The sequence below is a fragment of the Caballeronia cordobensis genome, from assembly GCF_001544575.2.
Taxonomy (GTDB): domain Bacteria; phylum Pseudomonadota; class Gammaproteobacteria; order Burkholderiales; family Burkholderiaceae; genus Caballeronia; species Caballeronia cordobensis.
Genome location: NZ_FCNY02000001.1, coordinates 290,119 through 309,966, shown reverse-complemented (window position 1 = coordinate 309,966; position 19,848 = coordinate 290,119). Strand labels below are relative to the sequence as shown.

The 19,848-nt window shown below is 63.6% G+C and carries 20 protein-coding genes and 1 tRNA gene; 9 read left to right on the top strand and 12 right to left on the bottom strand.

Annotated elements, in window-relative coordinates:
* Nucleotides 1-1,797, top strand: a complete 1,797-nt coding sequence (nagE, locus tag AWB70_RS01375) for an N-acetylglucosamine-specific PTS transporter subunit IIBC (RefSeq protein ID WP_053567369.1) — start codon at nt 1-3, stop codon at nt 1,795-1,797.
* Nucleotides 1,798-1,939: 142 nt separating this feature from the next.
* Here the strand turns inward: nagE and rpoH are convergent, their stop codons facing one another.
* Nucleotides 1,940-2,875 (bottom strand): RNA polymerase sigma factor RpoH, encoded by a 936-nt coding sequence (gene rpoH / locus AWB70_RS01370; RefSeq protein WP_014190311.1) that lies wholly within the window; start codon nt 2,873-2,875, stop codon nt 1,940-1,942.
* Between the two features lie 364 nt (nt 2,876-3,239).
* Here rpoH and AWB70_RS01365 point away from each other — a divergent pair, with 364 nt between their 5' ends.
* Together AWB70_RS01365 and AWB70_RS01360 are read left to right on the top strand one after the other, a co-directional pair.
* On the top strand, nt 3,240-3,806 hold the full coding sequence (locus tag AWB70_RS01365) for an acyloxyacyl hydrolase (RefSeq protein ID WP_014190312.1): 567 nt from the start codon (nt 3,240-3,242) through the stop codon (nt 3,804-3,806).
* A 46-nt stretch (nt 3,807-3,852) separates the two neighbouring features.
* Nucleotides 3,853-4,236 (top strand): nuclear transport factor 2 family protein, encoded by a 384-nt coding sequence (locus tag AWB70_RS01360; protein ID WP_014190313.1) that lies wholly within the window; start codon nt 3,853-3,855, stop codon nt 4,234-4,236.
* Between the two features lie 17 nt (nt 4,237-4,253).
* On the opposite strand, the gene leuA is transcribed toward AWB70_RS01360, so the two are convergent.
* Complete coding sequence (leuA, locus tag AWB70_RS01355; RefSeq protein ID WP_053567370.1) at nt 4,254-5,912, bottom strand: 2-isopropylmalate synthase; 1,659 nt, start codon at nt 5,910-5,912, stop codon at nt 4,254-4,256.
* A 425-nt stretch (nt 5,913-6,337) separates the two neighbouring features.
* Entirely contained in the window at nt 6,338-7,330 is a 993-nt protein-coding gene (gene ybiB / locus AWB70_RS01350; RefSeq protein WP_041730098.1) for a DNA-binding protein YbiB, read from the bottom strand.
* A 349-nt stretch (nt 7,331-7,679) separates the two neighbouring features.
* Between ybiB and AWB70_RS01345 the strand changes: the two genes are divergently transcribed.
* From AWB70_RS01345 to AWB70_RS01335, 3 genes are read left to right on the top strand one after another with little or no spacing between them, the layout of a single operon-like run.
* Nucleotides 7,680-8,378: a fumarylacetoacetate hydrolase family protein gene (locus AWB70_RS01345; RefSeq protein ID WP_014190316.1), complete on the top strand. Its 699-nt coding sequence runs from the start codon at nt 7,680-7,682 to the stop codon at nt 8,376-8,378.
* On the top strand, nt 8,375-9,019 hold the full coding sequence (maiA, locus tag AWB70_RS01340; protein WP_014190317.1) for a maleylacetoacetate isomerase: 645 nt from the start codon (nt 8,375-8,377) through the stop codon (nt 9,017-9,019). The genes AWB70_RS01345 and maiA overlap by 4 nt, the downstream gene beginning before the upstream one ends.
* Complete coding sequence (locus AWB70_RS01335; RefSeq protein ID WP_014190318.1) at nt 9,016-9,633, top strand: LysE/ArgO family amino acid transporter; 618 nt, start codon at nt 9,016-9,018, stop codon at nt 9,631-9,633. The genes maiA and AWB70_RS01335 overlap by 4 nt, the downstream gene beginning before the upstream one ends.
* A 33-nt stretch (nt 9,634-9,666) precedes the next feature.
* On the opposite strand, the gene ftsY is transcribed toward AWB70_RS01335, so the two are convergent.
* On the bottom strand, nt 9,667-10,899 hold the full coding sequence (gene ftsY / locus AWB70_RS01330; RefSeq protein ID WP_053567371.1) for a signal recognition particle-docking protein FtsY: 1,233 nt from the start codon (nt 10,897-10,899) through the stop codon (nt 9,667-9,669).
* A 234-nt stretch (nt 10,900-11,133) separates the two neighbouring features.
* On the opposite strand from ftsY, the gene rsmD reads away from it, so the two are divergent.
* The 3 genes from rsmD to AWB70_RS01315 all read left to right on the top strand — a co-directional run bounded on the left by rsmD (nt 11,134) and on the right by AWB70_RS01315 (nt 12,704).
* Nucleotides 11,134-11,760 carry a 16S rRNA (guanine(966)-N(2))-methyltransferase RsmD gene (rsmD, locus tag AWB70_RS01325; protein ID WP_053567372.1) on the top strand — a complete coding sequence of 209 codons (627 nt, stop codon included), beginning with the start codon at nt 11,134-11,136 and terminating at the stop codon, nt 11,758-11,760.
* Nucleotides 11,761-11,860: 100 nt separating this feature from the next.
* Nucleotides 11,861-12,367, top strand: coding sequence for a pantetheine-phosphate adenylyltransferase (gene coaD, locus AWB70_RS01320; RefSeq protein ID WP_014190321.1), 507 nt, complete (start codon nt 11,861-11,863; stop codon nt 12,365-12,367).
* Nucleotides 12,368-12,443: 76 nt separating this feature from the next.
* Nucleotides 12,444-12,704 carry a YfhL family 4Fe-4S dicluster ferredoxin gene (locus AWB70_RS01315; protein WP_014190322.1) on the top strand — a complete coding sequence of 87 codons (261 nt, stop codon included), beginning with the start codon at nt 12,444-12,446 and terminating at the stop codon, nt 12,702-12,704.
* On the opposite strand, the gene hisC is transcribed toward AWB70_RS01315, so the two are convergent.
* From hisC to AWB70_RS01275, 8 genes are all read right to left on the bottom strand, one after another.
* Nucleotides 12,701-13,768 carry a histidinol-phosphate transaminase gene (gene hisC / locus AWB70_RS01310; protein ID WP_053567373.1) on the bottom strand — a complete coding sequence of 356 codons (1,068 nt, stop codon included), beginning with the start codon at nt 13,766-13,768 and terminating at the stop codon, nt 12,701-12,703. The two genes, AWB70_RS01315 and hisC, sit on opposite strands and share 4 nt — an antisense overlap.
* Nucleotides 13,769-13,784: 16 nt before the next feature.
* Nucleotides 13,785-14,387, bottom strand: coding sequence for an aminoacyl-tRNA hydrolase (pth, locus tag AWB70_RS01305; protein WP_014190324.1), 603 nt, complete (start codon nt 14,385-14,387; stop codon nt 13,785-13,787).
* A gap of 104 nt (nt 14,388-14,491) precedes the next feature.
* On the bottom strand, nt 14,492-15,109 hold the full coding sequence (locus AWB70_RS01300) for a 50S ribosomal protein L25/general stress protein Ctc (RefSeq protein WP_014190325.1): 618 nt from the start codon (nt 15,107-15,109) through the stop codon (nt 14,492-14,494).
* A gap of 151 nt (nt 15,110-15,260) precedes the next feature.
* A complete protein-coding gene (locus AWB70_RS01295) occupies nt 15,261-16,214 on the bottom strand; it encodes a ribose-phosphate pyrophosphokinase (RefSeq protein WP_014190326.1) in 954 nt (317 codons plus the stop codon).
* 50 nt (nt 16,215-16,264) lie between these two features.
* Nucleotides 16,265-16,341 (bottom strand) — tRNA-Gln (locus AWB70_RS01290).
* Nucleotides 16,342-16,394: 53 nt separating this feature from the next.
* Entirely contained in the window at nt 16,395-17,276 is an 882-nt protein-coding gene (ispE, locus tag AWB70_RS01285) for a 4-(cytidine 5'-diphospho)-2-C-methyl-D-erythritol kinase (protein WP_053567374.1), read from the bottom strand.
* A 30-nt stretch (nt 17,277-17,306) separates the two neighbouring features.
* Nucleotides 17,307-17,933: a lipoprotein insertase outer membrane protein LolB gene (gene lolB, locus AWB70_RS01280; protein WP_041730104.1), complete on the bottom strand. Its 627-nt coding sequence runs from the start codon at nt 17,931-17,933 to the stop codon at nt 17,307-17,309.
* Entirely contained in the window at nt 17,933-19,792 is a 1,860-nt protein-coding gene (locus AWB70_RS01275) for a tetratricopeptide repeat protein (RefSeq protein ID WP_053567375.1), read from the bottom strand. The genes lolB and AWB70_RS01275 overlap by 1 nt, the downstream gene beginning before the upstream one ends.
* Nucleotides 19,793-19,848: the final 56 nt, after the last annotated feature.

The following is a 19,848-nucleotide window of genomic DNA, read 5'->3' as shown; positions in this document are numbered from 1 at the left end:
ATGGACGCCAACCCGTTTGCAAAAATGCAGCGACTAGGCCGCGCGCTGATGCTGCCGATCGCCGTACTACCGGTGGCCGGCCTGCTTCTGCGTCTTGGCCAGCCCGATGTGTTCAACATCAAGATGATCGCCGACGCCGGCGACGCGATCTTCACCAACCTGCCGCTGCTTTTCGCCATCGGCATCGCGGTGGGCTTTGCGAAGGACAACAACGGCACGGCGGGCCTGGCCGGCGCAATCGGCTATCTCATCGAAGTGGCCGTGATGAAGGACATCGACGCCAAGCTCAACATGGGCGTGCTGTCGGGGATCATCGCCGGTATGGTGGCCGGCTATCTGTACAACCGCTACAAGGACATCAAGCTGCCCGAGTATCTGGCGTTCTTCGGCGGCAAGCGCTTCGTGCCGATCGCCACAGGCGTCGCTTGTCTGATACTCGGCATCATCCTCGGCCACATCTGGCAGCCGGTGCAGGCGGCCATCGACACCGCCGGCAACTGGCTCACGACGGCGGGCGCGCTCGGCACCTTCGTATTCGGCGTGCTGAACCGCATTCTGCTGGTCACGGGTCTGCATCACATCATCAACTCGCTCGCGTGGTTCGTGTTCGGCTCGTTCACGCCGCCGGGCGGCGGCGCGGTGGTGCACGGCGACCTGCACCGCTTCTTCGCGGGCGATCCGACCGCGGGCGGCTTCATGACCGGCTTCTTCCCGATCATGATGTTCGGCCTTCCGGCCGCATGTCTCGCGATGTTCCATGAAGCCCCGAAGGAGCGCCGCGCGATCGTCGGCGGCCTGTTGTTCTCGATGGCCCTGACCGCGTTCCTCACGGGCGTGACCGAGCCGATCGAATACAGCTTCATGTTCCTCGCGCCGGTTCTCTACGCGATCCACGCGGTGCTCACCGGTCTGTCGCTCGCGATCTGCTCGGCGCTCGGCATCCATCTGGGCTTCACGTTCTCGGCGGGCGCGATCGACTATGTGCTGAACTACGGTCTGTCGCAGCGCGGCTGGCTGGCGCTCGTGATCGGCGCGATCTACTTCGTCGTCTATTACGGTCTGTTCCGTTTCTTCATCCGCAAGTTCAACATGGCGACGCCGGGCCGCGAACCGGCCACGACCGACGCGCAAACCGATGCTGACGTCACGGTCGAAGGCGGCCTGATTCCGCCGGTTCCGGGCGTGGCGGCAACGTCCGCGAACACGCGCGCTGGAAAGTACATCGCGGCACTCGGCGGCGCATCCAACCTGACCCTCGTCGATGCCTGCACGACGCGCCTGCGCCTGTCGGTGGTGGATTCGGCGAAAGTGTCGGAACCGCAACTGAAGAACATCGGCGCGCGTGGCGTGCTCAAGCGCGGGGCGACCATCGTGCAGGTGATCATCGGGCCGGAAGCAGATCTGATCGCCGATGAAATCCGCACCGAACTCGAGCATTCTTCGACGCGCGGCGCGACGCCGGCCTCGTCCACGCCGGCGCAACCGGTAGCGGCAGCGGCTGCCGCGAACGTCGATCAGACGCCCGGCCCGCTCGATCCGGACCCGTTCCGCTGGCTCGCGGTGTTCGGCGGCGCGACCAATGTCGTTTCGCTCGACGCGGTCGCCGCGACGCGCCTGCGCGTGGTCGTGCGCGATCCGTCGTCGGTGGACCGCCAGCGTCTGTCGTCGCTGGATGTGGCGTGGGTGTCGGCCGATACGTTCCATATCGTCGTGGGCGCAACGGCGCAGCGTTATGCCGAACAACTCTTGACGCGACTGTCGTCCAAAGGCGGCGGCGCGGCACCGCTGCCCGCCTGATGCGGTAGCCGATGCAGTAGTCGATGCATGATTGCGGACGGCGCCTTCGGGCGCCGTTTGCTTATAAGCGCGCGATCAAATAAAAAGCCCGCCGTCTCGATGACGGCGGGCTTCGCAATTACTGCTACAGCACAGTCAGGTTTTACGCGTAGTCGTGCAGCGCCGAGCGCATTTTCTTCATGGCGCTCGCCTCGATCTGGCGAATGCGCTCCGCCGAGACGCCGAATTCGTCGGCCAGCTCGTGCAGCGTCTTGCCGCCCGATCCGTCGTCCTGCACGTCGAGCCAGCGCGCCTTGATGATGCGGCGGCTGCGTTCGTCCAGCGATTCGAGCGCTTCGGCCAAGCCGTCGCTTTGCAGCTTGTCGAACTGGCGCGCCGCGATCACGTTGGTCGGCTCGTTGTGCGAGTCAGCCAGATAGGCGATAGGCGCGAATGCTTCCTCGCCATCTTCCACCTGGCCTTCCAGCGCGATGTCGCCGCCGGACAGGCGCGTTTCCATTTCAGCCACTTCTTCGCGCTTCACGTTCAGCTCGTTCGCCAGACCTTCGATTTCGTCCGGCGTAAAGGCCGAATGATTGGTCTTGTGGCTGCGCAGGTTGAAGAACAGCTTGCGCTGCGCCTTGGTCGTCGCGACCTTCACCATGCGCCAGTTGCGCAGGATGTACTCGTGGATCTCCGCCTTGATCCAGTGCATTGCGTACGAAACCAGGCGCACGTTTTGCTCAGGGTCGAAGCGCTTCACCGCCTTCATCAGACCGATATTGCCTTCCTGGATCAGATCGGCGTGCGGCAGGCCGTAGCCCAGATAATTGCGGGCGATCGACACGACGAGACGCAGGTGCGAAAGCACGAGCTGGCGCGCCGCGTTGAGGTTGCCCTGCTCGCGGAATTCGGTGGCGTACTGACGTTCCTCTGCCGGCGACAGCATGGGAATACGGTTCACTGCTTGTATGTAGGAATCGATGTTGCCGATCTGGCCGGTCAGCATCGACGACTGTGCGTACGTCAGCGCGCCTGCCGATGAGGCCTTGGCAGGTGCCGAGCTCAATACATTCGGAAGGGTCATCGCATTGGTCACGCTCATAAGCTCCTTATCAACAATTCGCGTGCCGCCAGACGACGGCGGCAAGTCAGACACGATATTAGCACTCCGGTTCATCGAGTGCTAAGTGTTAGAGGGCCCGGGAATGAGGGAGTTCCCACAAAAGCTATCGAATTTGCGGGTTTGATAGAACAGACTGTTGTGCCGAGCGCGGTAGATGATACCGATTCGTCCGATGGTTTCGAACGGATTACCGTTTTTGTGCGCTGCGGCGAAAGAAAATTCAACAAATAGGCTAGGTGTATGCGATTTCTGCAAAGGTGGCGGAAGATCACTAAAATCCGCAGACGACATCGTTAGTGAAACACGCCCGTCTTCCGAGTAAGTAATTGGGGTGCTCATGCATAAAAACAAGACTCTCTGGCAACGTCCGCTCGCGCGTCTGACGGTTTGCGCCGCGCTCGGTGTTGCATCCACGGCCGCTCACGCAGACCGGTTCGGCGTGCAGATCGCCGGCGGCATGTCCGATCGCGACATCAATAAAGTCGATCTCGGCCTCGTCTGGGACCCCGATCTGACCTGGTGGGAAATCGGCGGCTTTCACTTCACGCTCGTCGGCGAGGGGCACGTGTCGTACTGGCACTCGACCATGCCCTACACCACCAACCCGGATATCTGGGAGTTCGGGGTGACGCCGATGGTGCGGTTCGTGAAAAGCTCGGGCTATTTCCGGCCGTTCATCGAGGCGGGCGTCGGCGTGCGGCTGCTCACGCACGCACGTTTCTCGCCGTTTTTCACCGCGTCGACCGCATTCCAGTTCGCGGACGTGGTGGGCATCGGCGTGATCTTCGGCCAGAAGCAGAGCTATCAGGCCGGCTTTCGCTACCAGCATGTGTCGAACGCGGGTATCAAAGAGCCGAATCCTGGTATAAATTTCAGCCAGCTATATCTGCAATACAACTTCTGACGAGGCGCCGGCGCATCGGTTTCCTCGACACAAGGGGAATCGACAGATGCCGGCAAAAACCATTGAGGCCATACGCGGCCTCGAGCGCGATCGCTTCCGGGCGATGGTCGAGGGCGACGGCGCGGCGCTGGACACGCTGCTGGCCGAAAACGTCAGCTACGTGCACACGAACGGCAAGCGCGAAACGAAGCGTCAGTTCATCGACGCCATCGTTGCGGGCCGCCGCCGCTATCGCCAGATCGAAATCCAGTCGCAGGACGTGCTGCCCGCCGGCCGCGATACCTGTCTGGTATCGGGCCGCGCGCTGGTCGAAATGGAGTCGAAGAACGGCGCGCTGCTCTTTCCGATCGCCTATACCGCCGTGCACGTTCAGACCGAAGGCCAGTGGCAACTGCTCGCGCTGCAGGCGACGCGCGTGGCGCTCGAATAGCCACGCACGCCTTTTTCTTACGCTTCGAGCGCTTCGTCCTGCGCTTGCGGCGCGCGCTCCACGATCCGTCCCGACCGGTTCACCGCGCTCACGACCGCATCCGCGACCGCCAGCGCCGGACTTTCATGCACCGCGACGCCGAAGCGCGTCGGACCGTCGCCGACCCGGCAGCCGACGAACGCAGCGGTATCGCCGCTCGCCGTGACCGCCGTTTCGAACCAGTTGACGGCCGCATCGACATCGAGCGCGGCCGCGACGGTCTGCGCCCACGCGTCGCCGCCTGCCGCGCTTGCCGCGGGTGAAACTGCGACGCGCCTTTCGAACACCGCCAGCGTCGCCGCATCGATGCGCGACACCGGCCCGCCCGCATCGAAATATTCGCGCCGGAAGAGTTCGCAGATCGCTTCGCCGCCGATCTCCGCGCCGGACGCGTCGGTCACTTTCTGGACGGCGTGGCTGAATTCGATCTGCACGCGGCGCGGCGGCGTGAAGCCAAGCCCGCGTTCGAGCAGATACGTCGAGCCGCCTTTGCCGGACTGGCTGTTCACGCGGATCACGGCGTCGTAGCTGCGGCCGAGATCGGCCGGATCGATCGGCAAATAGGGCACTTCCCACACCGTGCCCGGCGCGCGCTGCGCGAAGCCCTTGCGGATCGCGTCCTGATGCGAGCCCGAGAACGCGGTGAACACGAGATCGCCCGCATACGGATGGCGCGGATGCACCGGAATCTGGTTACAGCGCTCGACGACGCGGCGCACGGCGTCGATATCGGAGAAATCGAGGCCCGGATCGATGCCCTGCGTATAGAGATTCATCGCGAGCGTGACGAGATCGACGTTGCCGGTGCGCTCGCCGTTGCCGAACAGGCACCCTTCGATGCGATCCGCGCCCGCAAGCACCGCCATTTCCGCCGCCGCGACCGCCGTGCCGCGATCGTTGTGCGGGTGAACGGAGAGCACGATGCTGTCGCGATAGCCCATGTTGCGGTCCATCCACTCGACCTGGTCGGCGAACACGTTCGGCATGGCGGCTTCGACCGTCGCGGGCAGATTCACGATCATTTTGTGATCGGGCGTCGGACGCCAGGTTTGCGCAACGGCGTCGCACACTTCGCGCGCGAACGAGAGCTCCGTCATGCTGAAGGTCTCGGGCGAATATTGATAGATCCAGTGCGTATCCGGCCGCGCCGCCGCGCATTCCTTGATGATGCGCGTGCCTTCGACCGCCAGCGCCTTGACTTCGTCCATCGACTGATTGAACACGATCTTGCGGAACGAGGGCGCGATCGCGTTATAGAGATGCACGATCACACGGCTTGCGCCCTCGACGGCTTCGAACGTGCGCTCGATCAGTTCGCGGCGCGACTGCACGAGCACTTCGATGGTCACGTCGGCGGGAATGCGGTTTTCGTCGATCAGCTTGCGCACGAAATCGAAGTCCGTCTGCGATGCCGACGGGAACCCCACCTCGATCTCCTTGAACCCGATTTTCACCAGCATCTCGAAGAATTCGAGCTTCGCGGCGATGCTCATCGGCTCGATGAGCGACTGGTTGCCGTCGCGCAGATCGGTGCTCATCCAGATCGGCGCGCGCTCGATCGTGCGGGTCGGCCAGCGGCGGCCATTCAGACGGACTTGCGGAAACGGGCGGTATTTCTCGGCGGGGTTCGGCATCATGATCGTCGATCTCTCTTCGGACGGTTTGCGTAGCGTCTGCGAGAGAGTCCGTGTCCGGCGGCTGGCCGGGCGTGGCGGCATGCACGTACGACGAAGCTGCGCGCGCGGACACACGAATCACCAGCGATGGTGACGCCTGTGACCAACGTGAACGTGCGCGAAGCAGCGTGCATGTGACCCTCGCGTTTTCGTTTCGCGGGATGAGCGAACGAAAAGCTGACGACTACAGGTGGTAAGAAAAGGAACTGCGGGACTGCTGGCAGGACCGCGCTTGGCCGGAAGACCCGACAACGCGCGGCGCTACGTCTGGCGACTTACGCTAGACGTAGCGATAGGGGCCGCGCTAGGCGGCCCGAAATAATTCGGAGGGAGGAAGACTGGGTGAAGCGCATGCGTTCGACTTTAAACCAGCGTTGAATACCGTGTCAAATGGGGTTTGTCTGATCGACGACCGGTTTGCGCACGGTTTGCGCGATGACTTCGACCTGGCGCGCCACCGCGGGCGGCACGGGCACGTCGCCGCGCAGCACGCTTTCGGTCCAGCGCGCGGTCGTCGCGGCGTCGAGCGCTTCGGGAAGTTCGATGTGCGGCGCGTGCGGCTGCGAGTGCTCCGGCGAGATGAGCGTTTCGACGCGGCCGTCGTGAAACCAGTCCACCTGCACCTGGCGGCGCGTGTCGGCGACGGCTTCGCCTTCCGTGCCGCGCGCGAGCAGCGCGCCGCCCGCCGCCGCGTCGGGATGTTCGGCGAGCAGCCCCGTCAGACTCTCGCGATACTCCGGATGCGTGTAGTTGACGAGCCGCAGGCCCGGCTCCGCGAACGGCTGCAGAATCTTCACGAGCGTATGCGTGGAGTTGCGCACGCCCATGCGCCGCCGCAGCGCGAGCAGGCGAGCGAGCTTGGGCGCGAGCACGGCGATCGGCGCGAAGGCGAGGCGGCGCGACGCGAGGCTGTCTTCGATTTCATCGTGCGAAGCCGCGTGCGCGATGCCTAGCTCGGTAAAGATTTCAGCGCTCGTCACGCGGCCGGGATCGGCGGTGACGCCATGCACCAGCACCGGCACGCCTTCGCGCGCGAGCAGCAGCGACAACAGCGGCACGAGGTTCGGCGTCTTGCGCGCGCCGTTGTAGCTCGGAATCGACACGGGGCGCGCGTGCTCGCGTCCGTCCTGCACGTGCAGCGGCTCGAACGAGCGATGCGCGGCCGACAGCATCGCCGCGAGTTCGGCCGACGTCTCGCCTTTCACGCGATACGCGAGCAGCACCGCGCCGAGTTCGAGCTCGGGCACGCGGTCTTCGAGCATCGCTTCGTAGAGCGCATAGGTGTCGTCGTGCGAGAGGGCGCGCGCGCCGTTCGGCCCGCGGCCGATTTCCTTGATGTAGCGTGCGCAGGCGAAAGTGGGGGAAGCGGATTCGGTCATCGGGAAAAAGAGGCGCGGATCGGGCGCGCAGTTCCGCTTGGTTTCCGAAGCGGGAGCGATGCCGTCGCGCGTTTCAAGGTACAGGAGCTTATTGAGTACCGCATTTGACGAGCGCTGGCAAGGTGCCGCGGCGCGACGTTTCGCGCGGATATCGTCGTTTGCTTACTAACGGGGACCCTTCGGGCGATCACGCGAAGGCTCGTCGAAAGCTCGCAGAGCCGCGTCCCGCAAGCCTTCAGGCCTCGCCACGATTTCAGCGCGCGCGTTAAACTCGCTCTTCTCGCCGGCGGTTCGCGCCAGCGCGTTCGTCCATCAATCTGCATATCGAAAACAGCAACAGGAGAGCGGGATGAGTTACGTATTTCCTCCGGCGCCGGCCGCAGCGGTGCCCGTCGACGGTTCGAACGAGCGGTTTCCCGTTCGCCGCATCTATTGCGTCGGACGCAACTACGAAGCCCATGCGCGCGAAATGGGCCACGATCCCGACCGCGAGCCGCCGTTCTTCTTCAGCAAGCCCGCCGATGCCGTGCTGTACGTCGCGCCGGGCTCGACGGGCGAATTTCCGTATCCGTCGCAGACCGGCAATCTGCACTTCGAGATGGAGCTGGTCGCCGCGATCGGCAAGCAGGGCAAGGACATTCCGGCCGAAAAAGGGCTCGACTATGTCTACGGCTACGCGCTCGGCCTCGACATGACGCGCCGCGATCTGCAAGCCGAAGCGAAGAAGCTGGGCCGTCCCTGGGACACCGCGAAGGGCTTCGACCGCTCCGCGCCGATCGGCCCGATCCATCCGGTGTCGAAGGTCGGTCATCTGGAAAAGAGCGCGATCTGGCTCTCCGTCAACGGCGAGGAAAAGCAGCGCTCGGACATCTCGCAACTGATCTGGTCGGTCGGCGAGACGGTTGCGTATCTGTCGACGCTTTTCGAGCTTTTCCCCGGCGATCTCATCTTCACCGGCACGCCCGAAGGCGTTGGCGCGGTCGTGAAGGGTGATCTGCTCAAGGGCGGCGTCGAGGGCATCGGCGAGTTTTCGGTGCGCGTCGTATGAAGCTTTACAGCTATTTCCGCAGCTCGGCGGCGTATCGCGTGCGCATCGCGCTGAATCTGAAAGGGCTCGATTACGAGTACGCGCCGATTCACCTGCTGCGCGACGGCGGCGAGCAACTGAAGCCAGCGTATCGCGCGGTGAATCCGGACGGCATCGTGCCCGCGCTCGTCGATGGCGACGACGTGCTCACGCAGTCGCTCGCGATCATCGAGTATCTGGAGGAGACGCATCCCGAGCCGGCGCTTCTGCCGAAAAGCCCGTCCGATCGCGCGTTCGTGCGCTCGGTCGCGATGCAGGTGGCGTGCGAGATTCATCCGCTCGACAATCTGCGCGTGCTCAAGTACCTGAAGCACACGGTGAAGGTGCCGGACGAGGCGAAAGACGCGTGGTACCGGCATTGGGTCGAAAGCGGTTTCGAATCGCTCGAAAAGCGCCTCGCCGCCGATAAGCGCGTGGGCGCGCTCACCTTCGGCGACACGCCGACCGTCGCCGATCTGTGCATCGTGCCGCAGGTGTTCAACGCGCGGCGCTTCGGCATCGACGTGAGCCGCTATCCGACGATCGAGCGCATCGCCGATCACGCCGCCGCCATCGACGCCTTCGCGCGCGCGGAGCCCGGCGCTCAGCCCGACGCCGAATGACGGGAGCGTTTGGCAGTTATCTGTCGGGCGCGGGGCTGGGCGCGAGCCTCATCATGGCGATCGGCGCGCAGAACGCGTTCGTGCTGAAGCAGGGACTGAAGCGCAGGCACGTGGGCATCGTCGTTTCGATCTGCGCGTTCATCGACGTTCTGTTGATCGCGCTCGGCGTCGGCGGCATGGGCGCGCTCATCGCGCGTGCGCCGTTTCTGCTCGACGTGATTCGCTGGGCGGGCGCGATCTTCGTGTTTCTGTACGGGCTGCGCGCGTTTATCGCGGCGTGGCGCGGGCCGGGGCATCTGAACGCGTCCGACGGCGAATCGCAGACGGCCGTCGGCGCGGCGTCCACCGTGCTTGCGTTGTCGCTGCTCAATCCGCACGTCTACCTGGATACCGTCGTGTTGCTCGGCGGCATCGGCGCGCGTCGCGGCTGGCCCGGCAACGCATGGTTCGCGGCGGGCGCGATGTGTTCGTCGATTGTCTGGTTCACCGCGCTCGGCTACGGCGCGCGCCTGCTCGAACCGTGGTTCGAGAAGGACGTGTCGTGGCGCGTGCTCGACGTGATCGTCGGCTGCGTGATGTGGTGGATTGCCGCTTCGCTGGTGTTCTCGCGATGAAAAAAGGCGTCCACGCGGACGCCTTTTTGCGTTCTAGCCGAGCAGCGCGTCGGCGAACTCTTCCGCGCTGAACGGCTGCAGATCCTCGACCTTTTCGCCCACGCCGATGAAATACACCGGAATGGGCCGCTGCCGCGCGATCGCGGCGAGAATGCCGCCTTTCGCGGTGCCGTCGAGTTTCGTGACCACGAGGCCGGTCAGGCCCAGCGCGTCGTCGAACGCCTTCACTTGCGCGAGCGCGTTCTGGCCCGTGTTCGCGTCGATGACGAGCAGCACTTCGTGCGGCGCATCGGGCATCGCCTTCGCGATCACGCGGCGCACCTTGCGCAGCTCTTCCATCAGATGCAACTGCGTCGGCAGGCGGCCGGCGGTGTCGGCCATCATCACGTCGATCTTGCGGGCGCGCGCCGCACCGACGGCGTCGTAGATCACCGCGGCGGCGTCGCCGCTTTCCTGCGCGATCACCGTGACGTTGTTGCGCTCGCCCCAGACCGTGAGTTGCTCGCGGGCGGCGGCGCGGAAGGTGTCGCCTGCGGCGAGCAGCACGGACTGGTTGAATCGCTGCAAATGTTTCGCCAGCTTGCCGATGCTCGTGGTTTTGCCGACGCCGTTGACGCCCGCGATCATCATCACGAGCGGTTGCGCGCGCCCCAGCATCAGCGATTTTTCGAGCGGGCGCAGCAGGTCGATCAGCAGTTCGCGCAGCGCCGCCTTCACCTGCGTCGCGTCGGTCAGGCGTTCGGCGCGCACTTTCTCGCGCAGCGATTCGAGCAGGAATTCGGTGGCGTCGACGCCGGCGTCCGACATCAGCAGCGCGGTTTCGAGTTCTTCGTACAGGTCTTCGTCGATCTTCGCGCTGACGAAAATGCCGGTCAGGTTGTTGCTCGTCTTCGAAAGACCATGACGCAGGCGCGAAAGCCACGACTTTTTCGCGGCGGCATCGAGCATGGGCGGCGGCACGATTTCTTCGCTCGCCTGATCCGTTTCGGGCGCGCGCAACCATTGCGACGTCGTGCGGCCTTGCCAGTATTCCTTCGATTCCGCCGTGGAGGGAGCGGCGGGTTTTACGGGCTCGGGCGCGACCGGCGCGGCTTTCTCATGAATCTCCGGCGCGGCTTCTTCCGGCTCAGCCTCAGCGCCGAGCGCCTGCCGTTCCAGTTCGGCCTCGGAGATTTCTTCGTCCTCGGCGGCCTCGACGGATTCGTCCTGAGGCGTATCGAGCGGCTCGTCGGCCGGCTTTTTGAATCGTTTGAAGAAGCTGAACATGGGTGTGTGACGATGATGCGCGTGTGATCCGACGGCCCCGTGCGCGCTGTCGAGCCGCGTTGCGCGAGGCCCGCGCATTGGAATAGGAGGCGCATATTTTATCAGGCGCGGCCGCGCGCGCCCGTGCGGCTCCCGGCATGGCGCGCGCGTGTGGTAACGTTGGCTTTCATTGCCCGCGCCGGCCGGTCTCCAAGTAAAAACGCCCCGGCGCGTCCGACTCCACCAATCCATTCCATGTCTCGCTCGTCCGCTACTCGAACCGTATTGCCCAGCCACACGCCGTCGCGCGGAGGCAAACCGCACACGATCCGCATCATCGGCGGAGACTGGAAGCGCACGCCGCTGCCCGTGCTCGATCTCGACGGGCTCAGGCCCACGCCGGATCGCGTGCGCGAGACGCTCTTCAACTGGCTCGGCCAGGACCTGACCGGACAAACCTGCCTGGACATGTTCGCCGGCAGCGGCGCGCTCGGTTTCGAAGCCGCGTCGCGCGGCGCCGCGCGCGTGCTGATGATCGAGCGCAGCGCGAAGGCGGCCGCGCAGATTCGGGCGAATCAGTCGAAGCTCGGCGCGCGCAATACCGAGGTCGCGGAAGCGGACGCGCTGCGCCTCGCCGCCAGCCTCGCGCTCGGCTCGTTCGACGTGATCTTTCTCGATCCGCCCTTTGGCGATCAGGCGCTTTTGCTACGCGCGCTGGACATCGCCGCGCCGCTCGCCGCGCCTGATGGCGCGATTTACGTCGAATGCGGCGACGCGCTTGACGTTGCGAACATCGGCGCGCTCGCCGGCTGGGCAATCGTGCGCGAAGGCAAGGCGGGCGCGGTCCGCTATCATTTGCTGCGCCGCGAAAATGAGGAATAATGCGCGTTCTCCATTTTGGCGCAGCCAATCTGGCGGGGAATGAGGCACAGTTGGTCGTCGCAGCCACGCGGCCCAATGTAAATAGAAGAGGAGAAAGCTCATGGTTGTCGCCGTGTATCCGGGTACGTTCGACCCGCTCACTCGCGGGCATGAAGACATCGTCCGGCGCGCATCGAGCATTTTCGATCAGCTCGTCGTCGGTGTTGCAGACAGCCGCGCCAAGAAGCCGTTTTTCACGCTGCAGGAGCGGCTCGATATCGCACACGATGTACTCGGGCACTACCCGAACGTGCAGGTGAGCAGTTTCACGGGGCTATTAAAGGATTTCGTGCGCAAGAACAACGCGCGCGTGATCGTGCGCGGTCTGCGCGCCGTCTCGGATTTCGAGTATGAGTTCCAGATGGCCGGGATGAACCGCTATCTGCTGCCCGATGTCGAGACGATGTTCATGACGCCGTCCGATCAGTATCAGTTCATTTCGGGCACCATCGTGCGCGAGATCGCGCAACTGGGCGGCGATGTGAGCAAATTCGTGTTCCCGTCGGTCGAAAAGCGTCTGATCGACAAAGTCACCGAGCAGACGCAGAAAGATCCGGCGGCGCCTTGATACGCGGGGCCCGCGCGCTTATCTTCAAAGCTGCGCGGGTTTATGCCGGAGCTTGTCCGGCGCAAGAGAGTGAAGCATGTCCCTGATCATTACCGACGAGTGCATCAACTGCGACGTTTGCGAGCCCGAGTGCCCGAACGACGCCATTTCGATGGGTCCGGAAATCTACGTCATCGACCCGAACAAATGCACGGAATGCGTCGGCCATTTCGACGAGCCGCAGTGCCAGCAAGTCTGCCCGGTGGAATGCATTCCGCGCGATCCGGCGCACGCCGAAACGCCCGAGCAGTTGCTAGCCAAATATCACGCGCTGATGGCGGCGAAGGGTTCCGCCTAAGCCAGGATCTCGCTCAGCGCCGTGACGAGCGCGTCGCATTCGTCCGGCGTGCCGATCGAGATGCGCAAATGCTGGTCGATGCGCGGCAGCTTGAAATGGCGCACGAAAATCTCCTTCGCCTTGAGCGCGGCGGCGAGCGTCGCGGCGTCGTGCGCCGGATGCTTCGCGAACACGAAGTTGGCCGCGGACGGCACGACATCGAATCCTAGGGGCTGCAACTGGGCGGTTAGCTTCTCGCGGCTCGCCACCACTTTCGCGCAGCTTTGCTCGAACCACGCGTCATCCTCGTACGACGCGAGCGCTGCCGCCTGCGCGAGCCGGTCGAGCGGATACGAGTTGAAGCTGTCCTTCACGCGCGTGAGCGCTTCGATCAGCGCCGCATCGCCGAACGCAAAGCCGACGCGCATGCCGGCGAGCGAACGCGCTTTCGACGTCGTCTGCACGACGAGCAGATTCGGATACGCATCGATTAGATTCACGGCCGATTCGGCGCCGAAATCGACATACGCTTCATCGACGATGACCGGCGCGTCCGGATTCGCCTTCAGCAGCACCTCGATTTCCGAAAGCGGCAGGGCGCGGCCCGTCGGCGCGTTCGGATTCGGCAGCAGCACGCCGCCGCTGGGCGCGCGGTAGTCGTCGACATCGATGGCGAAATCGGAGTTCAAAGCCACCGTTTCGTACTCGACGCCATACAACTGCGCGTAGACCGGATAGAAGCTGTAGGTGATGTCCGGAAAGCGGATCGGCCTGTCGTGCTTGAGCAGCGCGGCAAAGGCGTGCGCGAGCACTTCATCGGAGCCGTTGCCCGCAAACACCTGATCGACGCGCACGCCATGATGCTTCGCCACGGCTTCGCGAAGCGCGCGGGCGGTCGGATCGGGATACTTGCGCAGCGACGCGCCGTCCTCGCCGAGCTCGCGGCGAATCGCCTCGACGGCGCGCGGCGACGGCGGGTACGGATTTTCGTTCGTGTTCAGCTTGACGGGGTGCGCCAGCGCGGGCTGCTCGCCCGGCACATACGGCGTCAGACCATGGACGATTTCGCTCCAGAAACGGCTCACTTTATTCGACTCCAGTTCAAGAGTTGCGATGCAGGTTCATCACGGCGCGCTCGGTTTCGCCGGCGACGACGAAAGGCATCACGGCGAGCGCGCGCTCGATCGACTGATCGATCACATCCTGTTCTTCGCGGCGCGGCGGCTTGAGCACGAAGTTCGCGACATCGGGTTTTGCGCCGGCGCGCGCGCCTTCGGGAATCAGATCGCGCGGATGTCCGATGCCGATGCGCAGCCGCCAGTATTGCTGCGACGACAGATGCGCGGAGATGTCCTTCAGACCGTTGTGCCCGCCGCTGCCGCCGCCGAGTTTCATCTTGACGGTGCCGGGCGGCAGGTCGAGTTCGTCGTGCGCGACGAGAATCTCGTCCGGCAGGATCTTGAAGAACTGCGCGAGCGCGACCACCGATTGTCCCGAGCGGTTCATGAAGGTCTGCGGTTCGAGCAAGTGGATTTCGTGGCCGTGCAGGCGTCCCTTGCCGTAGAAGCCGTGAAAACGGCGTTCGTCGCGCAGCGTTGCGCCGGCGTCGCGTGCGAACTGGTCGACGAACCAGAAGCCCGCGTTGTGCCGCGTCGCGGTGTATTCGGCGCCCGGATTGCCCAGGCCGACGATCAGCTTGATCATGTCAATTTCGTCTAGTGCGAAAAAAACCCGCCGGGCTTGCGCTCCGGCGGGTCACGTCGACCGTTCCTGAGAACGAATCGAGAGGATAGCGTATTTCTGCGTGCTTACTCGGCAGCCGGCTTTTCGCCTTCAGCAGCTTCGCCCGCTTCCGACTGCACAGCAGCCGGAACGGTCGCCGATGCCACCACCGGGTTTTCCGCTTCGACCGACACCGTCAGGCTCACGCCCTTCGGCAGTGCGATGTCCTTCGCGTGCATCGTCTGGCCGGCTTCGATCTTCGCCAGATCGATTTCCAGGAACTCAGGCAGGTCTGCCGGCAGGCATTCCACTTCCAGTTCCGTCACGACGTGCGAGATCACCGCGCCCGACAGCTTCACGGCCGGGTTCGTTTCCTGGTTCATGAAGTGCAGCGGCACCTTGGTGTGCAGCTTCTTCTTCGCGTCGACGCGCTGGAAGTCCACGTGCAGCACGAGCTGCTTGAACGGGTGGTATTGCACGTCGCGCAGCAGAACCGGTTGCGACTTGCCCGCCACTTCCAGATCCAGAATGGACGAGTGGAAAACTTCTTTCTTCAGGGCGTGCCACAGGGCGTTATGGTCGAGTTCGACCAGTTGAACGTCCGTTTCACCGCCGTACACGATACCCGGGGTCTTGCCCGAGTTACGCAGGCGGCGGCTCGCACCCGTACCTTGCTTGCTACGCTCGAAAGCGACGACTTTCATGTTTGACTCCTCTATCTGCCCGCGACCAGGCAGGGAAACCGGGATCGTCGAAAATATGCGATCCCAAAACAAGCAGCACGAACCTTCGTCCGTTCGCGCTGATCATGCAAAAACGCGAAGCGTCTGCTTCGCGTTCCTTGCTCAATTCTGATTAACCTTCGGCGAAGAGCGACATCACCGAGTCGCCGCGCCGGATTCGCGAGAACGTCTCCGCGAGCAGACCCGCGCTCGACAGCGGGCGGATCTTGGGGCACGCGAGCGATTCGGCCGACAGCGGAATGGTGTCCGTGACGACGAGTTCGTCGAGTTCCGATGCCGCGATACGTTCGGCCGCACCACCCGAGAGCACCGGATGCGTCGCGTAGGCAAAAACCTGCTTTGCACCGCGCGCCTTCAGCACTTGCGCGGCCTTGCACAGCGTGCCGGCGGTGTCGACCATGTCGTCCATGATCACGCAGGTGCGGCCTTCGACTTCACCGATGATGTTCATCACCTCGGCGACATTCGCCTTCGGACGGCGCTTGTCGATGATCGCGAGGTCGGTGTTCAACTGCTTGGCGAGCGCACGCGCGCGCACCACGCCGCCGACGTCCGGCGACACGACCAGCAGATGGTCATGGTTCTGCTTGCGCAGGTCGCCGAGAAGAACGGGGGTAGCGTAGATATTATCGACGGGGATGTCGAAGAAACCTTGAATCTGGTCGGCGTGAAGGTCCATGGTGATCACGCGATCGACGCCGGCAATTTCCAGCATGTTCGCGACGACCTTCGCCGAGATGGCCACTCGCGCGGAACGCGGACGGCGGTCCTGGCGCGCATAGCCGAAGTAGGGAATGGCTGCGGTGATCCGGCCTGCGGATGCGCGCTTGAGCGCATCGACCATGATCATCAGTTCCATCAGGTTGTCGTTCGTGGGGGCGCAGGTGGACTGCAGAACGAATGCGTCTTTGCCCCGAACATTTTCCTGAATCTCGACCATGATCTCGCCGTCTGAGAAACGGCTGACCATCGCTTTACCGAGAGGAATTCCAAGGATCTTGACGACTTCCTGTGCAAGCGCGGGATTTGCGTTGCCAGTAAAAACCATCAGGCCGTCACTGCTCATCGTGCACCTGTCTGCGGCTGGAGGCGAGAGGAAAAACGCGAGAAAAGGAATGGCAGGGGAGGAAGGACTCGAACCCTCGCATGCCGGAATCAAAATCCGGTGCCTTGACCAACTTGGCGACTCCCCTACACAACTCTGAGTCTCGCCGGGAAGTGTAGGACATACCCGGCAAAACAAAACCTATGACGCGAAAGCGAAGAGAGGATGAGAATCCAGACTTGCCGCTACCACGCTCTTCCAGCTTGCCGGCAGTTTGGCTTGCGCCATTTCTGCTTCGGCTCGGCTTTGGAACGCAGCAAACACGCTTGCTCCAGATCCGGTCATTCGCGCTGGTGCGAGGTTCGAGAACCATTCGAGCACCTTTGCAACTTCCGCGTACTTCCCAGTCACAACTGCTTGCATGTCGTTTCGACCGAAGCTGTCAGGCCAACTAGCGTCTGACGTTTGCTGCACTAGGAAGTCCGCTATTGTGACGACTTTCGTATCCCGCGTCAAGCTTTTTTCGGAGAAAATCGCCGCGGTGGGGACGTGAGCATCGGGCGTTACTACGAGGAAGAAACGTTTCGGCAGATCGACTGCCTGAAGCGCTTCGCCCACCCCTTCTGCGAATGCATTCTGTCCGAAGACAAAAAACGGCACGTCCGCGCCGAGTTGCAGGCCGAGATTCTGCAGAATCTCACGCGGAAGCGCAAGCCCCCAGAGACGATTCAACGCTAAAAGTGTGGTTGCCGCGTCGGAACTGCCTCCACCGAGGCCCGCGCCCATCGGCAGGCGCTTGTCGATTTCAATCTCGATGCCGAACTGCGTGCCCGTGTGCGCCTGAAGCAGGCGCGCGGCGCGCACGATGAGATCGCCGGCTTCGGGCACGCCCGGCACGTCCGTCTTGCGTGCGATGACGCCGTCGTCGCGACGCGTGAAGTGCAGCCGGTCACCCCAGTCGAGAAGCTGGAAGACGGTCTGCAGCGCGTGATAGCCGTCCGGGCGGCGGCCCGTGATGTGCAGGAAAAGGTTCAGCTTCGCGGGCGCGAGACAGTCACGAAGCGATTCGGTCGATGAAGCCATACGTGATGCTTGGAAACGAATGCGGCAGGGTTATTGATCGAGCACGAGCTTGATGTCGAGCGGCGGTTCGTTGCGCACGAGATTCACGCGCTTCACGCCCGCGGCGGGCGCATCGGCGTAGGCGAGGTAGTCGATCGTCCATCCGTCCTGCCTGATCTCCTTCGGACGGCCATTGGCCGCTTCGGGATCGAGCGTGGTCTGCGCGCGCGAAGTCGGCGCGGCGGACGGCTGGAGCCAGTAGCGCAAGCCTTCCACCGGCAGGGCGAAGCCGAGCGTGTTCTGCATGAGCTGCGAGACGTTGTCGGCGCTCACCGGTTGCCGGTTGGGCAATTCGAGCGTCGCGAGCGACGGCGACGACGTGACGATCGCCATCGTCTGGCCGAGCGGATTGCGCAGTTGCAACGTGACGGTGTCGCCCGTTTCCTGCCAGTCGAAGTTGCCGTACGCGTTGCGCTGCACACCGTTCTGGTCGTTGTACTGCACGGCGAAGCGTCCGTGATACGCGCGGCTCGTCTGTGTCGCGAGCGAGGTGCTGGCGGCTGATGTCGTCGGCAGGCGCGGCTGCATCGCGCAACCGGACAAAATCAGCGCGGCGAGCGTGGTGAAACCGAGCGCGCCACGTCGGAGCGACGCGCCGTTGAAGAACTCGAATGCCATCAAAGGTCGTTTACCTGGAGTCGTTTTAGCGTTTTGACGAGCGTGTCGTTGTCCGGTTCGAGCTTTTGCGCCTGCCGCCAGGTGGCGCGCGCCAGATCCTGTTGCCCGGACTTCCACTGGACTTCGCCCAGATGCGCGCCGATCTCGGCATTCGGCTGAAGGTTGTAAGCGTTCTTGAGAATCTTCTCCGCTTCGGCCGAATTGCCCTGACGGAAGCGCGCCCAGCCAAGGCTGTCCATGATGAACGCGTCGTTCGGCGCGAGCGACACGGCCTTTTCGATCAGCTTCACCGCTTCGTCGAGCCGCTGATTACGATCGACGAGCGAATAGCCGAGCGCGTTGTACGCCTGCGGATTGTTCGGCTGCGTGCGCATCAACGTGCGCAACTGCGCTTCCATGACGTCGTAATGGCCGTTCTTTTCCGCGGCCATCGCGTAGTCGTAGATGAGATCGGGATCGTCCGGGAACGCGGCCACGGCCTTGGCGAGATTCGCTTCGGCCTCCTTGTAGCGATGCGCCTCGAACAGAATCGCCGAATCCGTGCGCGCGAGCAGCGCGAGATCGCGCGGATCGGAGCTTTGCAGATTGCCGATCAGCGCGCGGGCGTCATCGACCTTGCCTTGCTTCGCGAGCAGTTGCGCGCGCGTGATCTGAGCGGGCAAATACTGCTGGCTCGTGCGCGGAATCTTGTCGAGCCACTGGCTCGCGGCGGCATCGTTCTTTTGTTCGAGCGCGAGTTGCGCCAGATAGATGTACGCCTGGCCAGGGTCCGCGCCGGGCGTACTTTCCGCCGTCTTCGCGTAGAGATTCAGAAAGTCCTGCGCCTTGTCGAACTGCTTCTTCTGAATGTTGATGAGCGCGAGCGCCATCAACGGCGTCAGGTCTTTCGGATCGTTCTTGCGCATGATCTCGAACTGCTTCTGCGCATCGTCGAGCCTGTCGGCCGACAGATACAACTGCGCGAGCGCGAGCCGTGCGTCATGCGATTTCGGATTCTTGTCGAGATACTTCTCGAATGAAGCGATGCCTTCCTTGCGCTCGTCCGGGCCCATGCGCGCGAGCGTCAGCGCGGCGGGCAGATAATCCGGCTTGAGTTGCAACGCCTTTTCGAGCGATGCTTTCGCGCCCGGCGGATCGTCGGCGATGAGTTGCTGACGCGCGAGCGCAAGCTGCGTCTCGGGACGGTCGAGATCGTTTTTCGTCAGATCTTTGAGCACGTTCAACCCGCCGACGCGATTCGGTCCGCGCGCGAGCAGGCTCTGCAACGAGAGAATGGCTTCGCCGCGCTGCTCGGGCGCGACCTTCGCGAGTTCGCGTTCGAGCGTGGGCTTCGCATCTTCCGGCTTGCCGGCGACGATCAGAAGCGATGCGCTCAACTGCGCCGCGCGCTCCGAATGCGGCGCGAACTGCTGCCAGAGTTGCGCCGACGTGAGCGCATCGTTCGGGCTTTGCGCGGCGATCGCGATCTCGGTCGCGCGCTGCGCGAAACGCGGATCGTGGGTGTCGCGGGCGAGCGCGAGGTACGTCTGATAAGCGGGCGCGGGCTGGCCACGCTGCAACGCGACTTCCGCGGCCAGAACCTGAAACACGATCTGGCTGGACATCGAGACGTTCGGCAGGTCCTGCTTTTCCGCTCCGCTCACCGGCGCGGTCAGCAGATCGGCCGCGCTTTGCGCGTCGGACTGGTCATCGGCGCTCGGAACGGGTGTCGCGTTCGGCGACTGAGCGTGCGCGGGCGCAAACGCCAGCGCGGCCATCGCGAGCGCGACGGCGCCGGCGATGCGCGACATGGGCACGGCGAACGAATGCGTCAAGCCGGCCTGACGCTTCGCAAACAGCTTCATGACGAACGAGTTCATGGAAATCCAGACGATGTTTCGGTCGATTGTAACGCGGTGGCTAAAATACCGGCACA

Bases quoted from the DNA above. Each gene is read 5' to 3' on its own strand.
- nagE (WP_053567369.1), top strand. From the start codon at position 1: ATGGACGCCAACCCGTTTGCAAAAATGCAGCGACTAGGCCGCGCGCTG.
- AWB70_RS01365 (WP_014190312.1), top strand. From the start codon at position 3,240: ATGCATAAAAACAAGACTCTCTGGCAACGTCCGCTCGCGCGTCTGACG.
- AWB70_RS01360 (WP_014190313.1), top strand. From the start codon at position 3,853: ATGCCGGCAAAAACCATTGAGGCCATACGCGGCCTCGAGCGCGATCGC.
- leuA (WP_053567370.1), bottom strand. From the start codon at position 5,912: ATGATGCCGAACCCCGCCGAGAAATACCGCCCGTTTCCGCAAGTCCGT.
- ybiB (WP_041730098.1), bottom strand. From the start codon at position 7,330: ATGACCGAATCCGCTTCCCCCACTTTCGCCTGCGCACGCTACATCAAG.
- AWB70_RS01345 (WP_014190316.1), top strand. From the start codon at position 7,680: ATGAGTTACGTATTTCCTCCGGCGCCGGCCGCAGCGGTGCCCGTCGAC.
- maiA (WP_014190317.1), top strand. From the start codon at position 8,375: ATGAAGCTTTACAGCTATTTCCGCAGCTCGGCGGCGTATCGCGTGCGC.
- AWB70_RS01335 (WP_014190318.1), top strand. From the start codon at position 9,016: ATGACGGGAGCGTTTGGCAGTTATCTGTCGGGCGCGGGGCTGGGCGCG.
- ftsY (WP_053567371.1), bottom strand. From the start codon at position 10,899: ATGTTCAGCTTCTTCAAACGATTCAAAAAGCCGGCCGACGAGCCGCTC.
- rsmD (WP_053567372.1), top strand. From the start codon at position 11,134: ATGTCTCGCTCGTCCGCTACTCGAACCGTATTGCCCAGCCACACGCCG.
- coaD (WP_014190321.1), top strand. From the start codon at position 11,861: ATGGTTGTCGCCGTGTATCCGGGTACGTTCGACCCGCTCACTCGCGGG.
- AWB70_RS01315 (WP_014190322.1), top strand. From the start codon at position 12,444: ATGTCCCTGATCATTACCGACGAGTGCATCAACTGCGACGTTTGCGAG.
- pth (WP_014190324.1), bottom strand. From the start codon at position 14,387: ATGATCAAGCTGATCGTCGGCCTGGGCAATCCGGGCGCCGAATACACC.
- AWB70_RS01300 (WP_014190325.1), bottom strand. From the start codon at position 15,109: ATGAAAGTCGTCGCTTTCGAGCGTAGCAAGCAAGGTACGGGTGCGAGC.
- AWB70_RS01295 (WP_014190326.1), bottom strand. From the start codon at position 16,214: ATGAGCAGTGACGGCCTGATGGTTTTTACTGGCAACGCAAATCCCGCG.
- ispE (WP_053567374.1), bottom strand. From the start codon at position 17,276: ATGGCTTCATCGACCGAATCGCTTCGTGACTGTCTCGCGCCCGCGAAG.
- lolB (WP_041730104.1), bottom strand. From the start codon at position 17,933: ATGGCATTCGAGTTCTTCAACGGCGCGTCGCTCCGACGTGGCGCGCTC.
- AWB70_RS01275 (WP_053567375.1), bottom strand. From the start codon at position 19,792: ATGAACTCGTTCGTCATGAAGCTGTTTGCGAAGCGTCAGGCCGGCTTG.